General features: G+C 42.9%; 12 protein-coding genes. 11 read left to right on the top strand and 1 reads right to left on the bottom strand.

Annotation, left to right across the window (positions count from 1 at the left end; translation table 11 throughout):
* Positions 1-404: 404 nt before the first annotated feature.
* The 5 genes from nadA (at position 405) to rocD (ending at position 6,158) form a co-directional block, all read left to right on the top strand.
* A complete protein-coding gene (gene nadA / locus G5B00_RS02270) occupies positions 405-1,403 on the top strand; it encodes a quinolinate synthase NadA (protein ID WP_163871637.1) in 999 nt (332 codons plus the stop codon).
* 71 nt (positions 1,404-1,474) lie between these two features.
* Positions 1,475-2,515 carry a thiamine-phosphate kinase gene (thiL, locus tag G5B00_RS02265; protein ID WP_163871636.1) on the top strand — a complete coding sequence of 347 codons (1,041 nt, stop codon included), beginning with the start codon at positions 1,475-1,477 and terminating at the stop codon, positions 2,513-2,515.
* Positions 2,516-2,565: 50 nt separating this feature from the next.
* A complete protein-coding gene (locus tag G5B00_RS02260) occupies positions 2,566-2,958 on the top strand; it encodes a hypothetical protein (protein ID WP_163871635.1) in 393 nt (130 codons plus the stop codon).
* A gap of 45 nt (positions 2,959-3,003) precedes the next feature.
* Positions 3,004-4,917 carry an acetoacetate--CoA ligase gene (locus G5B00_RS02255; protein WP_163871634.1) on the top strand — a complete coding sequence of 638 codons (1,914 nt, stop codon included), beginning with the start codon at positions 3,004-3,006 and terminating at the stop codon, positions 4,915-4,917.
* 8 nt (positions 4,918-4,925) lie between these two features.
* Complete coding sequence (gene rocD / locus G5B00_RS02250) at positions 4,926-6,158, top strand: ornithine--oxo-acid transaminase (protein ID WP_240894358.1); 1,233 nt, start codon at positions 4,926-4,928, stop codon at positions 6,156-6,158.
* A gap of 34 nt (positions 6,159-6,192) precedes the next feature.
* Here the strand turns inward: rocD and G5B00_RS02245 are convergent, their stop codons facing one another.
* Entirely contained in the window at positions 6,193-7,800 is a 1,608-nt protein-coding gene (locus G5B00_RS02245; RefSeq protein ID WP_163871633.1) for an acyl-CoA carboxylase subunit beta, read from the bottom strand.
* A gap of 167 nt (positions 7,801-7,967) precedes the next feature.
* On the opposite strand from G5B00_RS02245, the gene G5B00_RS02240 reads away from it, so the two are divergent.
* The 6 genes from G5B00_RS02240 (at position 7,968) to G5B00_RS02215 (ending at position 15,789) form a co-directional block, all read left to right on the top strand.
* Positions 7,968-9,122 carry an acyl-CoA dehydrogenase family protein gene (locus G5B00_RS02240; protein WP_163871632.1) on the top strand — a complete coding sequence of 385 codons (1,155 nt, stop codon included), beginning with the start codon at positions 7,968-7,970 and terminating at the stop codon, positions 9,120-9,122.
* Positions 9,112-9,960 (top strand): hydroxymethylglutaryl-CoA lyase, encoded by an 849-nt coding sequence (locus G5B00_RS02235; RefSeq protein ID WP_163871631.1) that lies wholly within the window; start codon positions 9,112-9,114, stop codon positions 9,958-9,960. Before G5B00_RS02240 ends, G5B00_RS02235 begins: the two co-directional genes overlap by 11 nt.
* Before the next feature lie 197 nt (positions 9,961-10,157).
* Positions 10,158-13,463: a preprotein translocase subunit SecA gene (gene secA / locus G5B00_RS02230; protein WP_163871630.1), complete on the top strand. Its 3,306-nt coding sequence runs from the start codon at positions 10,158-10,160 to the stop codon at positions 13,461-13,463.
* A gap of 102 nt (positions 13,464-13,565) precedes the next feature.
* Entirely contained in the window at positions 13,566-14,021 is a 456-nt protein-coding gene (locus G5B00_RS02225) for an SPOR domain-containing protein (RefSeq protein WP_163871629.1), read from the top strand.
* 11 nt (positions 14,022-14,032) lie between these two features.
* On the top strand, positions 14,033-15,223 hold the full coding sequence (locus G5B00_RS02220) for a M20 family metallopeptidase (protein ID WP_163871628.1): 1,191 nt from the start codon (positions 14,033-14,035) through the stop codon (positions 15,221-15,223).
* A gap of 5 nt (positions 15,224-15,228) precedes the next feature.
* Positions 15,229-15,789 carry a thiamine diphosphokinase gene (locus tag G5B00_RS02215; protein ID WP_163871627.1) on the top strand — a complete coding sequence of 187 codons (561 nt, stop codon included), beginning with the start codon at positions 15,229-15,231 and terminating at the stop codon, positions 15,787-15,789.
* Positions 15,790-15,823 lie beyond the last annotated feature (34 nt).

Below are 15,823 nucleotides of genomic sequence, written 5' to 3'. Positions count from 1 at the left end.
AATTAAAATTCAAAACTTTCTTTTATTCCACAATCACTTGAAAAACTCCACAAATTGATTGTCCAGATTACCCTAATGTAACCTTAATATTAACAGAATATGAACAAAAAGAATCAAACATAAAAATATGGAAAAAATATTAGGTAAAATAATAGTGTATTGAATACCAACACGATAACATAAAATTAATGTGAATAAGATGTGAACAAACTAAGAATATCTTCTTTAGGAAATATTTTTTGAAACAATTTTCCCCAATATCCACACCCTAATAAACAACAAGATTCTTTTTTAAAAAAAGAGTTATTATTTATTAGAAAAAGGGAATGTGGAATTCGTTTGAAATTCTTTCTTTACTTTTGTATAGTTAAATAGTCAAAAGATTGACAGCATAGCGAAGAGAGATGAATACAGTTTTTGAAAGAGACTTGCAAGCCAAAGGTTTTATCGATGTGGCTATAGATCCAACGATCGACTTGGTGGAAGAAATCAACAGGCTCAAGCAAGAAAAAAATGCGGTTATTCTGGCACATTATTACCAAGAGTCTGAAATACAAGATTTGGCAGACTATATTGGTGATAGCTTAGGATTATCACAACAAGCAGCCAAGACCGATGCAGATGTTATCGTATTTGCAGGCGTACACTTTATGGCCGAGACAGCCAAGATCCTGTCTCCTGGCAAAAAGGTATTATTACCAGATCTCAAAGCCGGTTGTTCGCTCTCGGATAGCTGTCCCCCTCATTTGTTTGCTAAGTTCAAGGAGCAGTATCCCGATCATTTGGTCATCACCTATGTCAATTGTACTGCAGAGCTAAAAGCACTGTCGGATATCGTCTGTACATCGAGCAATGCCGTGCAGATCGTAGAAAGCCTTCCGGAGGATCAAAAGATCATCTTTGGCCCGGATCGTAATCTGGGTGACTATGTCAAAAGAAAGACCGGTCGTGATCTGGTACTGTGGAATGGTGCTTGTATGGTACATGAAATATTTTCGCAGGAGCGTATCGATGCGCTAAAGGCTGAATATCCCGGGGCTAAATTTATTGCCCACCCCGAATGTGAAGAGCATATCTTAGCTCAAGCCGACTATGTTGGTTCTACTTCGGGTATGTTGAAGTTTACAATAGAAGACCCTAGCCAAACGTACATCGTGGCAACCGAATCGGGTATCTTGTACCAGATGCAAAAAGCTAGTCCACATAAGACATTCATTCCGGCTCCGCCAAACAATGCCTGTGCCTGCAACGATTGTCCGCACATGAAGCTCAATACCTTAGAAAAACTATACAATTGCCTGTACTACAAACAACCGGAAATCATCCTTTCGGAAGATGTTATAGCACGTGCCAGACGTCCCATCGAACGGATGTTGGAGATTTCGGCCAGATTGGGATTGTAGCATAATAGATTAAGGTAGAAAGAGCAAGGGACTTCCTTGCTCCTTTTTCCTTTATCTTTAATCTTAAAAATATGTTTGAGAATAACGATAAAACAAATATAAACGACTTAGGAGAATTTGGATTAATCCAACACCTCACACAAGCGGTGGAACTGACTGAAAAATCAACTGTAAAAGGCATTGGAGATGATGCAGCTGTATTGGATTTTTCAGATAAGAAAACTTTGATTTCTACGGATCTGTTATTAGAAAACGTACATTTTGATCTGCGGTATGTTCCTCTCAAACATTTAGGTTATAAAGCCGTTCAAGTTAATTTGTCCGATATCTATGCAATGAATGGAATGGCCTCACAGATTACTTTCTCTATTGGGTTATCTTCAAAATTTCCATTGGAAGCTGTAGAAGAAATTTATGAGGGAGCTTTGATTGCCTGTAAGAAATACAATGTAGATTTAGTTGGAGGTGATACCTCAGCTTCGGTACAGGGATTAGTCATTTCGGTCACGAGTATGGGCTACGCTGATACAGATAGAATTGCTTATCGTTCGGGTGCGAAAGAAGGAGATTTGCTGTGTGTGAGTGGTGATTTGGGAGGGGCTTATGTAGGATTGCAGCTCTTGGAACGTGAAAAGCAGATTTTTTTGGAGAATCCACAGATACAACCCGATTTGGAAGGTAAAGATTATATTATCGAACGTCAGCTCAAACCCGAAGCACGCAAAGATATGATAGAGCTGTTGGCCAAGTTGCACGTGAAACCAAATGCTATGATCGATATTTCGGATGGATTGGCTTCGGAAATATTACATATCTGCAAAGCTTCCAATGTAGGATGTAAGCTGCATGAGGACAAAATTCCGATCGACCCAATGACTTACGAGACCGCCCGTGAATTTGGTTTGGATCCTACGGTATGTGCTTTGAGTGGTGGTGAGGATTATGAATTGTTGTTTACGGTGCCACAGGCGGACTACGATAAAATAAAAGGACAGTTGGATATTTCGGTCATTGGCTATATGACAGAGGCAGCTGCAGGATGCAACATGATTTCCAAATCCGGAAATGTGCATGAAATCAAGGCACAGGGATGGAATGCTTTTGGGAAGTAGGAACACGGTTTTAAAATTTTATTTTCCAAAATACTTACAGTATGACATATATGAAAAAAATACTTTTATTATTGATATTTCCATTGTTTTTCACAGCATGTAAAAACAGGGAAGCCCAGGTTTATGACTTGGTGACGAAATACAATGAAAATAAGGAAGCTATTTCCAATGCAACCTTGAAACATACGAAAGCTTATAGTTTGGACAAGAGAACGGTCAGTTTAGATTTTGTCTTTGATACGAAAGAAGAATCCTTCGGAGCGCCCTATACCAATGAATTATCTTCTGTCTTGACTCAGGTAGATCAAAAATACCCTGAATGCAAAAAACTGATGAAGGATGGTATGAATTTCAAGTTGCGAATCTACAATGCCTTTGGTATACAAATCGCTGAATTTCCACTAGAAGTAAGTGAAAAAGGTGATTTGGAAATGAAGGTTTAAATTTTTTTTTTTAAACTTTAAGTTGACAATCGTTTATAAACAGCTATGTCAGCGCCACTGTGGATACCCTCTCAAGAATATACACAAAGTTCTATTTTGTACTACTTTCAACACTTTGTGGAACAAAAAACGAATAAAAAATTTTTGGCTTATGACGATTTGTATTCCTGGTCAATTGAGAATCTAAGTATTTTTTGGGAAGCTGTATACGACTACTTTGAGATTACCTATTCAGGTGGGTATCAAAAAGTGTTGGACCGGGACAATATAAGTACCGATTTTATTCAGGCAAAGTGGTTTGAAGGTATTTCGCTAAGTTATGCAGAGCATATTTTTCGGAATAAGCAATCTGAAAAAATAGCGTTAAAATATGCGGATGAAAAATTAAAATACAGGGAAGTCACGTGGCGTGAATTGGAGGATATGGTTTCGGTTATCCAACAGTTTTTACAGGAAAAAGGTGTTCAAAAAGGAGATAGAATTGTCGGAATTTTGAATAACACCGTGGAAACGATTGCTATTTTTCTAGCTGTCAATTCACTGGGTGCCATATGGTCTTGTTGTTCACCGGATTTTGGGGACAAAAGTATTATCGAGCGCTTCGCGCAGATAGAACCAAAAGTACTGTTCTTGGAAACTGAATACCAATACAACGGAAAATCATTCTCCAAACAAGAAACTTTAGCACAGATCAGGAAGCATATTCCATCGATTGCAACGGTTGTACCTGTTTACGAAGAAGATTGGGAGGTTATATTTTCCACCTATACACCTCAGACGCTGACTTTCTTGCGTGTACCTTTTTCGCATCCGATATGGATTTTATACTCTTCGGGCACGACCGGAAAACCCAAAGCCATCACGCATAGTACAGGAGGCAATCTGTTGGAGCATTACAAAGCATTGGCTATCCATCAAAATGTACAGGAAGGAGAGAATTTTCTGTGGTATACGACCACGGGGTGGATGATGTGGAATTATGCCTTGTCTTCTCTGCTATGTGGTGCTACATTGTGCTTGTTCAATGGAGCTATACATTATCGTGACCACAAAGATTTTTGGGAATTTGTTAAACTGGCCAAAGTACACCATTTAGGTGGAGGGGCAGCTTATTTTTCGGCTATCCATGATTTGGAAATTGGGGACTACCAACCCAAAGTGATCGGATCTACCGGTTCTCCCCTACTTGCGTCTACATTCGAAAATCTGCAACAGAAATTTCCAGACGTACATATCATTTCTTTAAGTGGAGGTACGGATGTGTGCAGTGCATTTCTGTCCGGTTGCCCATATTTGCCGGTGTATGCCGGCGAAATCCAATGTAGAGCCTTAGGTTCGGATATTGTTGCGGTCAATGACCAAGGAAAAGAGGTATATCATGAAGTAGGAGAATTGGTTATCAAACAGCCTATGCCATCTATGCCCTTGTATTTTTGGAATGATAAGGATAATGAAAAGTATAGAGAAAGTTATTTTTCTGAACGGCCAGGTGTGTGGAGTCATGGAGATTGGATTTTGATAAATGATAGAGGTGGGATTGTCATGTATGGACGGTCGGATGCAACACTCAATCGAGGCGGTGTACGCATAGGTACAGCCGAAATATATAATGTAGTCAATGCCTTGGAGCATGTGAAGGATAGTTTGGTCATCGCCACTGATAATGAGAAAGGTGAAAGCAGGATAACCTTGTTTGTGCAATTGGAAGCAAATACCTCATTGGGGCAGATCATCGAAAGAATAAAGAGCGAACTCCGAAAGCAATATAGCCCACGTCATGTTCCCGATGATTTTTATGCCGTAACGGATATTCCCTATACGTTGAGCGGTAAAAAATTGGAAATACCTATCAAAAAGATTTTTTCGGGTTATCCATTGGAAAAAACTGTTTCTAAAGATATCATGCGCAATCCGGAATGTCTGGAAGAATATGTGGGAATTTTTAATCAAAAACAGTAAATTTCGATATGAACACAGAAAAAGACTTATCAACATATTTTATGGATTTGGAGCATCGGTATGGTGCACACAATTATCATCCTCTTCCTGTTGTACTGAAAAAAGGTAAAGGTGTACATGTTTGGGATGTGGAAGGCAAGCAATACTATGATTTTCTAAGTGGCTATTCGGCTGTAAACCAGGGACACTGTCATCCTCGTATTGTAGAAGCTTTAATAGCGCAGGCACAGGAGCTGACACTGACTTCTCGTGCTTTTTACAACAATAAATTGGGCGAATACGAGAAATATATCACACAATATTTCTCATACGATAAAGTTTTGCCGATGAACACAGGTGTAGAAGGTGGAGAGACGGCTATTAAGCTGGCAAGACGTTGGGGCTATGTGAAAAAGGGTATTCCCGAAAACCGGGCAAAGATTGTATTTGCAAAGAACAATTTTTGGGGACGGACGCTTGCGGCTATCTCATCTTCGTCCGATCCGATCAGTTATCATCAGTTTGGACCCTATATGCCCGGATTTGTGTCAGTTGAATACAATGATATCGAAGCCTTGGAAAAAGTGTTGGAGGACAAGGATGTAGCGGCATTCATGGTCGAGCCCATACAGGGAGAAGCAGGTGTTATTGTCCCCGATGAGGGATATTTGAAGCAGGTGGCAGCGCTCTGTAAAAGCAAAAATATACTTTTTATTGCTGATGAAATACAAACCGGACTTTGTCGTACGGGGAAAATGTTGGCCTGCGATCATGAAAATGTGAGACCCGATATTCTTATTTTAGGAAAAGCACTGAGTGGCGGTACTTTTCCTATTTCGGCTGTTTTGGCAGATGACGACATTATGCTGACTATCAAACCGGGCGAACATGGATCTACCTACGGCGGAAACCCACTGGCATGTAGTATAGCTACTGTCGCCTTACAGGTGCTGAAGGACGAGAATTTGGCTGAAAATGCTGAAAAAACGGGAAATTTACTGCGTCAAGAACTCAAAAAACTAAATTATGGTTTCATAATAGATATAAGAGGTAAAGGACTGTTGAATGCTATTGAAATTGAACATTCAGACCCCGAAGCAGCCTGGAATATCTGTTTGAAGATGCGGGACAATGGATTATTGGCCAAGCCAACGCATGGAAATATCATTCGTTTTGCTCCCCCATTGCTGATGACAGAGCCACAGATCTTGGATAGTGTAGCTATTATTGACCGATCGTTGACTGAGTTTATGAAGAGTTAGTTTTTATCATATCCGACTTACTTTTATGGAGTTATTATACCTGTAGCACTCCGACATTATATTTTTCCATATTTGGATTGTGGTTGGCGGCTTCTATTCCCATAGAAATGATTTTTCGGGTTTCTTTGGGATCGATGACTCCATCAACCCAAAGACGGGCGGCAGCATAGTAGGGGCTTAACTGTGCATTGTATTGTTGTTTGATTTTAGAAAGCAATTGGTTTTTTTCTTCTTCGGATAGGGACACGCCTTTTGCTTTGAGTGCTGTTTCCTGTATCTGTAGCAGGGTTTTTCCGGCCGATGCGCCGCTCATCACTGCGATTTGTGCTGTGGGCCAGGCATATATCAGTCGAGGGTCGTAAGCTTTGCCACACATGGCATAGTTGCCGGCACCATAGCTGTTTCCGATGATGAACGTGAATTTTGGAACGACCGAATTGGCCATTACGTTGACCATTTTGGCGCCGTCTTTAATGATTCCCCCATGTTCTGAGCGCGAGCCGACCATAAATCCGGTCACGTCTTGAAAAAATACCAGCGGGATCTTCTGTTGATTGCAGTTCATGATAAATCGGGCGGCCTTGTCTGCAGAATCGGAATAGATCACACCGCCCATCTGCATTTCGGAGGTACTGCCGGGTTTTTTGGCTTTGACAATTTCCCGTTGATTGGCCACGATGCCTACCGCCCAGCCATCGATGCGCGCCAGGGCACAAATCAATGTTTTGCCGTAGTCTTTTTTATATTCTTCGAGCGAACTCTTGTCCACAATAGCTTTTAGGATGTCGAGCATATTATAAGGCTTTAGACGGTCTTCGGGCAAGAGCTTGTAGATCCGAGTGTGTGGATATTCGGGTTCTTTGCTTGCTATACGGGAAAATTGGTTTTTGTCGGTTTCGCCAAATTTGTCCACGATATTTTTGATGGCGTCGAGACAACGCTCGTCGTTAGGATATTTGTTGTCCGTGACGCCTGATATTTCACAATGGGTGGTTGCCCCTCCCAATGTTTCATTGTCGACCACTTCGCCTATGGACGATTTTACAAGATACGGACCGGCTAGGAAAACAGAACCAGTGCCTTCGACAATCAGGGCATAGTCGGACATGATCGGCAGATAGGCACCACCGGCCACACAAGGCCCCATAATGGCAGAAATCTGTGGAATGCCCATGGCCGAGATTTTGGCATTGTTTCGGAATATACGGCCAAAGTGCTCCTTGTCGGGAAAAATTTTCTCCTGCATAGGTAGGTACACACCGGCACTATCGACAAGGTAAATGATGGGAAGGTGGTTTTCCATAGCAATTTCTTGGGCCCGCAGGTTCTTTTTGCCTGTAATCGGAAACCAAGCGCCAGCTTTTACCGTGGCATCGTTGGAGACAATGACACACAGCCTGTTTTTGACATAACCCATCACGACTACTACTCCCCCATTCGGACAGCCACCCTGCTCCTCATACATACCGTCTCCGGCAAAAGCACCAATTTCTACATAGGGTCTATCCTCATCCAAAAGATAGACAATACGTTCCCAAGCAGTCATTTTGCCTTTTTTCTTGTGCTTTTCGATTTTGTCTATACCACCTCCGAGAAAGAGTTTTTCGTGCTTGCTCTTGAGTATGTTGAGTAGATTTTCCATATGTGGTTTATTTAAGCGCAATACCAAAGATACCGAATTAAAAAAGCCCTGCCTATGTTATTTAAAACTTTTCAATAGCAGGATTGTTTTGTATATGAAAAATAAAAATCTTTCAAAATACGGAAGGTTTTTTGTATTTTTCATAAAGAAGGATAAACTTACAGATTATGGTATTCAATATACAGGAGGACGAACAGCAGGTTTTGGTTCAAAGAAGTGCAAGGGATTTTGCAAATACACATATCAAACCCTATGTGATGGAATGGGACGAAAAACAATATTTTCCGGTAGAGTTGTTCAAGAAAATGGGCGAATATGGTTTTATGGGCATACTGGTGCCGGAAAAATACAACGGTGCAGGTCTTGATTATCAAGAATATATTACCATTTTGGATGAAATATCAAAAGTCTGTGGCTCAATAGGGCTTTCTTTGGCTGCCCACAATTCTCTGTGTACTAACCATATCCTTTCCTTTGCCAATGAAGAGCAAAAAGAAAAGTACTTGCCCAAATTGGCTACGGCAGAATGGATAGGTGCTTGGGGTTTGACGGAAACAGGTTCGGGATCGGATGCAGGAGGGCTAGCGACTACAGCAGTGCAGGACGACGACTATTTCGTCATCAACGGTTCCAAAACGTTTATTACCCATGCCATTAGTGCGGATGTATTTGTCGTGATGGCCCGTACGGGCGAGAAAGGAGACAAACATGGAGTTACGGCCTTTCTGCTGGAAAAAGGCATGGAGGGATTTACAGCAGGCCAAAAAATAAACAAATTGGGTATGCGGGCTTCCGAAACAGCTAGTTTGTTTTTTGATAATTGCCGGGTGCACAAAAACCAGATTATCGGTAAGGTAGGCGACGGATTTATCCAAGCCCTGAAACTGTTGGATGGTGGGCGTATTTCCATTGCTGCATTGTCACTGGGCATCGCTCGGGGGGCGTACGAATGTGCATTGCGCTACGCGAATGAACGTGAACAGTTTAATCAGAAGATTTTTGATTTTCAGGATGTGGCATTTACATTGGCCGACATGGCCTCCAAAATAGATGCTTCGGAACTGTTGATACGTCGGGCGGGGTATTTGAAAGATACAGATCAGAAAGTGACCAAGGAAAGTGCGATGGCCAAGTATTACGCGTCCGAAGTTGCTGTGGAAGTGTCCAATCAGAGTGTGCAGATCCATGGTGGATATGGTTTTACGAAGGATTATCCGGCGGAAAAATATTTTCGGGATGCAAAATTGTGTACTATTGGTGAAGGAACCAGTGCGATACAAAAAATGGTTATAGCCAGGGAGATTAGGAAAGATGTCCAATAACGAAAAAGTACAATTGGTGGAGTGTCCACGGGATGCCATCCAAGGTATTACACATTTTATCCCCACGGAAAAAAAGACAACGTACATCAACCAATTGATGCGCAGCCATGCGTTCGATTGTATTGATTTCGGAAGTTTTGTTTCTGCAAAGGCTGTTCCGCAGATGCAGGACACGGCAAAGGTGCTGGAAAGTATTGAAAAGAATAGTACGACCAAGCTGTTGGCCATTATTGCCAATGAAAGGGGGGCTGAGACCGCTGCTCCTTTTGATCAAATCGACTTCTTGGGTTATCCTTTTTCCATATCGGAGACCTTTCAGCAGCGAAATGCCAACTCCACGATCGAGCAATCGTTTCGGCGGGTGGAAAATATTAAAAGCTATATGGCATCGGGCTCGCAAGAACTGGTCATGTACATTTCTATGGCTTTTGGCAATCCGTATGGTGATCCATGGAGTACGGATGTGGTATTGGAATGGATGGAAAGGCTTTCCGACTTGGGAATCACACGGTTTTCGATTGCCGATACCACATCCGAAGCCTCACCGGAGGACATCAAGATGTTATTTACTCTTGTCCGGCATACTTTTCCCGATTGGGAATTGAGCCTGCATTTGCACAGCAGACCAGAAAATGCACTCTTGAAGATAGAGGCAGGCTATGAAGCAGGATGCCGTATTTTTGAAGGTGCGCTTATGGGCTATGGAGGCTGTCCGTTTGCACAAGATGCTTTAGTAGGCAATATCCCAATGGAGATGCTGTTGCGGAGCTTTCGCGGTACAGATGAACAGAAGATACAGGGATTGTTGGAGGGGTTTCAAGATTTAATCGGTGGATGAGCTGTGATTTTAACTGTAAGCACAAAACCAAACTGTGCAAGTGCCTAGCGAAAACACAACAAACATTTTAAGTAAAAAAAATAGGACGAACCTGTTAGATATCATTTCGAATAACTAAATTTGCCCGTTAGTGTCAAAATGTCCGTTCTCTATTTTTGGACTTCATTTTGTACAAAAAAGAAGAGATAAAAAATATTATGTTCAAATTTTTAAGCAAACTTTTTGGTAGCAAGTCCGAGCGTGACATCAAAGCTATACAACCGATCGTCGAACAAATCAAAGAAGAGTATAGCAAGCTAACCGGAATAAGCAACGATGAGCTGCGTGCCAAAACCCTGGATTTCAAGAAACGTATACAAGAATATCTACAGGAGATCGATACCGAAATCGATACGTTGAAAGTACAGGCGGAAGAAGAGTCGGTCGATATGTCGACAAAAACCGCCATCTACGAAAAAATCGACAAATTAAACAAGGACAGAGACAAGAAGCTGGAAGAAATCTTATCAGAGATTCTGCCCGAGGCTTTTGCCGTCGTAAAAGAAACCGCCCGTCGTTTTACCGAAAATCCTGTTGTGGAGGTTACGGCTTCAGATTTTGACCGAGATTTGGCAGCACGCAAGCCAAATGTGAAAATTGAGGGTGATAAAGCGCTTTGGTCCAATACATGGACAGCAGCAGGTACGGAAGTGACCTGGAATATGGTTCACTACGATGTACAGCTCATCGGTGGTATCGTGCTGCATCAAGGTAAAATTGCCGAGATGTCGACAGGTGAAGGTAAGACATTAGTAGGTACATTGCCGACTTATCTCAATGCTTTGTCGGGTAAAGGTGTACATATCGTCACGGTCAACGATTATCTGGCCAAGCGTGACTCGGAGTGGAATGGTCCACTGTTTGAGTTCCATGGGCTGAGCGTAGACTGTATAGACAAACATCAACCAAACTCTCCGCAACGTCGCAATGCGTACAAGTCGGATGTCGTCTATGGTACGAACAATGAGTTTGGTTTTGACTACCTACGTGACAATATGACACAGACTCCGGATTCATTGGTACAGGGTAAACTGCATTTTGCCATGATCGATGAGGTAGACTCGGTATTGATCGATGATGCACGTACACCATTGATTATCTCCGGCCCTATTCCTAAGGGGGATGAACATGAGTTCTATCAACTGAAACCAAGGATAGAAAGACTGGTCAATGCACAGAAAGCTTACATCAATACGGTATTCAACGAAGCCAAGAAAGCTATTGCTGCAGGTGATACCGATGTAGAGGGAGGAGGTTTGGCACTCTTGCGTTCGTATCGTGGTCTTCCCAAAAATAAGGCACTGATCAAGTTCCTCAGCGAGAGCAATCACCGTCAGGTTTTGCAAAAGGTTGAAAACTACTATATGCAAGAGCAAAACCGTCACATGCCAAAGGCGGATAAGGAATTGTTCTTTGTCATCGACGAGAAAAACAACCAGGTAGAATTGACCGAAAAAGGTATTGAACTGATTACGGCTTCGGGAGAGGATCCGAGCTTCTTCATCCTGCCCGATGTAGGTACGGAGATTGCCGAAATCGAAAAATCAGAAGCTTCTTTGGAAGAAAAAGCCGCGAAAAAAGAAGAGTTGTTGCGTGATTATTCGGTCAAAGCCGAGCGTATCCACTCGATCAACCAACTGTTGAAAGCCTATACCCTGTTTGAGCGTGACGATCAGTATATTGTGGACGAAGGTAAGGTCAAGATCGTCGATGAGCAGACAGGCCGTATCATGGATGGCCGTCGCTATTCAGATGGTTTGCACCAGGCGATAGAGGCTAAAGAAAACGTGAAGGTAGAGGATGCAACGCAGACTTACGCGACCATTACGCTACAAAACTACTTCCGTATGTATCACAAGCTCGCCGGTATGACGGGTACAGCGTCTACGGAAGCTGGCGAGCTTTGGGAAATATATAAATTGGATGTGGTCGAAATACCGACCAACAAGCCTATTGCAAGAGATGACAGACAGGATCTGATCTACCGCACGGCACGGGAGAAATATAATGCTGTAGCCCAGGAGATTCAAAACCTGACCGAACAAGGCCGCCCGGTGTTGGTGGGTACGACATCGGTCGAAATCTCCGAATTGCTGAGCCGTATGCTGAAACTGCGCGGTATCAAGCACAATGTCTTGAATGCTAAGCTTCACCAAAAAGAAGCGGATATCGTTGCTGAGGCAGGTCGTCCGGGACAGGTGACAATTGCGACCAATATGGCTGGTCGTGGTACGGATATCAAATTGACCGAAGAGGTCATCAAAGCCGGAGGTTTGGCCATCATCGGTACCGAGCGTCACGAGTCACGTCGTGTGGACAGACAGTTGCGCGGTCGTGCAGGTCGTCAGGGAGACCCGGGTTCATCCCAGTTCTTCGTTTCTCTGGAAGACCCGTTGATGCGTTTGTTTGCTTCCGAGCGTATTTCCAATATCATGGTCAAGATGGGTGTGGAAGAGGGTGAAGTCATGCAGCACAGCATGCTGACCAAATCCATCGAGCGTGCACAACGTAAGGTTGAGGAAAACAACTTTGGTATACGTAAGCGTTTGTTGGAGTATGACGATGTCATGAACTCACAGCGTACGGTCATCTATGCTAAACGTAAAAATGCCTTGTTTGGCGAACGCCTCGACGTAGATCTGAACAATACCATATACGATGTGGTCGAAGATATCGTGATCAATGCCAAGGAAAGCGGTTCTTATGAAGAGTTTCAGATTGAAGTAATCCGTATTTTTGCAGTGGATCCGGAGATCAGTGCTGAGGAATATACATCAAGCGGTGTGGATGTGTTGACAGACAAAGTCTTCCAACAAGTCATAGCACACTATGAAAATAAAGCCAAAAATATTGCCGCACAGACTTTGCCGGTATTGACTAATGTATTGGAGGAGCGTGGGGACGTCATCGAGAACATTGTTGTTCCTTTTACAGACGGTATCCGTGGTATACAGGTGGCAACGAACTTAAAGAAAGCTGTAGAGACGCAAGGAGCAGAAGTTTTCCGGTCTTTTGAAAAAGGTATAGTTCTTGCTCTGATAGATGAGGCATGGAAAGAACATTTACGGGAAATGGACGATTTGAAACAATCTGTTCAGAATGCCGTGTACGAGCAGAAGGATCCGATCATCATCTATAAGATGGAAGCGTTCAATCTGTTCAAGAGCATGTTGGCCAGTATGAACAAGGAGATTGTGAGCTTCCTGTTCAAGGGTGAGATTCCGGGACAACAACAGCAACCTCAAAATATCCAGGAAGCACGTCCTGTTGCGGCTCAGCCGGCTAATGTGACTGCTTCAAAACAGGATTTAAATTCACCTACAGGTGTGTCGGAAGAGGACTTTGACACCCGTAAGCAACAGGTCACTCAGCCGATCCGTAAGGAACAGACCATAGGCCGCAATGACGAGTGTCCATGTGGTTCGGGCTTGAAGTATAAGAATTGTCACGGCAAGAATGGATAATATTAGAATAAAGTGATGAAGGTTATAAAGGTGATGATATAGTGATGAATATCAGACATCGCCTCCATAACTTACTTCATTTGTATAACTTTAAATAAAAGTATGTTGTACAAGGGGTTGCTTTTATGCTTTGCAGGTATCTGTATCTCTTTTGCGGCCAGATCCCAACAGTCAGGGATCGTGGAAGTGAATAGAGATACCTTGATTGTATTGTTACAGCATTTTCGTGCAGAAAATGAGATCAATCCCGTTGCTCCGTCTATGGTAAGCCTAGGCGCCAGAGTCGTGGACCGGAGCAAGGCGACACGTGTCAAGAAAAAAGGTTTCCGTGTACAGATTTATGCCGGCAGTAACCGTAATGAGGCTTATGCTGTGCAGAGTCGATTCAGAAATCAATATAAGGATATTGATAGTTACATCAATTATGATGAACCCAATTACCGTGTGAAAGTAGGTGATTTTACAAGCAGATCCGAAGCTAATAATTTTATGCGGATACTTCGTTCGCAATATAGCAATGTATTTGTTTTTCAAGAGGATATTTGGGTTTGGGAATAAGTTTTTGAATCATGGCAGATATAAAGGAGCGTGTACACCGATTAGCAAAGGATTTTTTTGGAGAAACTGTAGAAATACGTCGTCATCTGCACCGACATCCCGAACTATCTTTTGAGGAATTTGAGACCTCGGCTTTTGTCAAAAGAACTTTGGATAGCTTGGGTATTCCGTACCAGGAGATGGCCAATACAGGTGTGGTGGGTATAATCACAGGTGAACAGCCTTCGGAGAAAGTTATTGCTTTGCGAGCAGATATGGATGCATTGCCTATTACCGAGGTCGAAGGAAGGTCTTATGGCTCACAAAATAAGGGTGTGATGCACGCTTGTGGCCATGATGTACATACCTCTTCCCTATTGGGTGTTGCGAAGATCCTACAGGAATTGAAATCTGAATTTGGTGGGACAATCAAGTTGATTTTCCAACCGGGAGAGGAAAAACTGCCCGGAGGTGCCTCCATCATGATCAAGGAAGGTGTCTTGAAAAATCCCGTGCCTCAAGCTGTTATTGGCCAACATGTCATGCCTTTTATTGAAGCCGGAAAGGTAGGATTTCGATCCGGCCAATATATGGCTTCTACCGATGAGCTCTATATGACTGTCAGGGGTAGAGGAGGACATGGAGCACATCCTCACCAGAATATAGATCCGATTGCCATTACAGCACAGATTATTACAGCTTTGCAACAAGTCGTCAGCAGGGCTGCGGATCCGCGGATCCCGACCGTGCTCTCCTGGGGAAAGATTATCGGCAACGGAGCGACAAATGTCATTCCCGATGAGGTGTACATGGAAGGTACTTTCCGTACATTCGACGAGCAATGGCGAGCTGAAGCCCATCAAAAAATGCAAAAAATTGCTACGGGAATAGCGGAAAGCATGGGTGCGTCCTGCGACTTCGAAGTACGTAAGGGCTATCCTTTTCTTATCAACGAACCACGATTGACGGCAAAAGCAAAATCTTATGCTGAGGAATATTTGGGTAAAGAAAATGTTCTTGACTTGGAGTTATGGCCTGCGGGAGAGGATTTTGCCTACTATTCACAGGAGAATGACGCCTGTTTTTACCGCTTGGGTACGGGCAATAAGGAAAAAGGTATTACCTCTGCCGTGCATACCCCTACATTTGATATAGACGAGCGTGCTTTGGAGATCAGTATCGGGCTGATGGCTTATATTGCATTGAGGCAACTGGAGGGGTAGCAGAAATGTCTTCACATCATATCGTACGGGAAAATCAAGAACCGGCTCTTTTAATTACATCGGCACGTAATTTGGCCGGTGAATTGTTGGGGCAGCTCTTGGAGTGGTCGCCCACGATCATTACCGATACACAAAATCTGGACTATTTATTGGCCTTGGGCATCAAGGTAGACGTAGTTTTTGGAGATGTTCCTGCTGTTCGGCAGGATTCTATCCAACAGATATCTATAGAGCAAGGATTTCCTGAAGACGCCATGCATTATTTGGTTAGCAAAGGCTTTAAAGCCGTGAATATGTGGTCAGATAACATCCACGAGGATCTTTCATCCTTTGCCGGACAGATCAATATTGTTTTGTTCTGTGCGGACAGACGGTACGTCTGCGTGAAAGGACAATTTGAAAAGTGGCTCCCTAAAAATGAAACAGTGTACTTTGACGAAGCTTATATCAAATCGTTTCAAGGGGTGGAGTATGTAAATAAAGGTACCTTTCGTACAGTTGCAGATGGCTTCATGACACTGGAATTCAGTACGGATTCGTATGTATGGATCGGAGAGGACCTGTAGTATATTTCCCCGATTTGGTTTTTACCAAAAAATT

It is taken from the genome of Parapedobacter sp. SGR-10, from assembly GCF_011030405.1.
Taxonomy (GTDB): Bacteria; Bacteroidota; Bacteroidia; order Sphingobacteriales; family Sphingobacteriaceae; genus Sphingobacterium.
The sequence above is the reverse complement of the archived record's forward strand: the minus strand, read 5'-3'. Positions and strand labels throughout refer to the sequence as shown.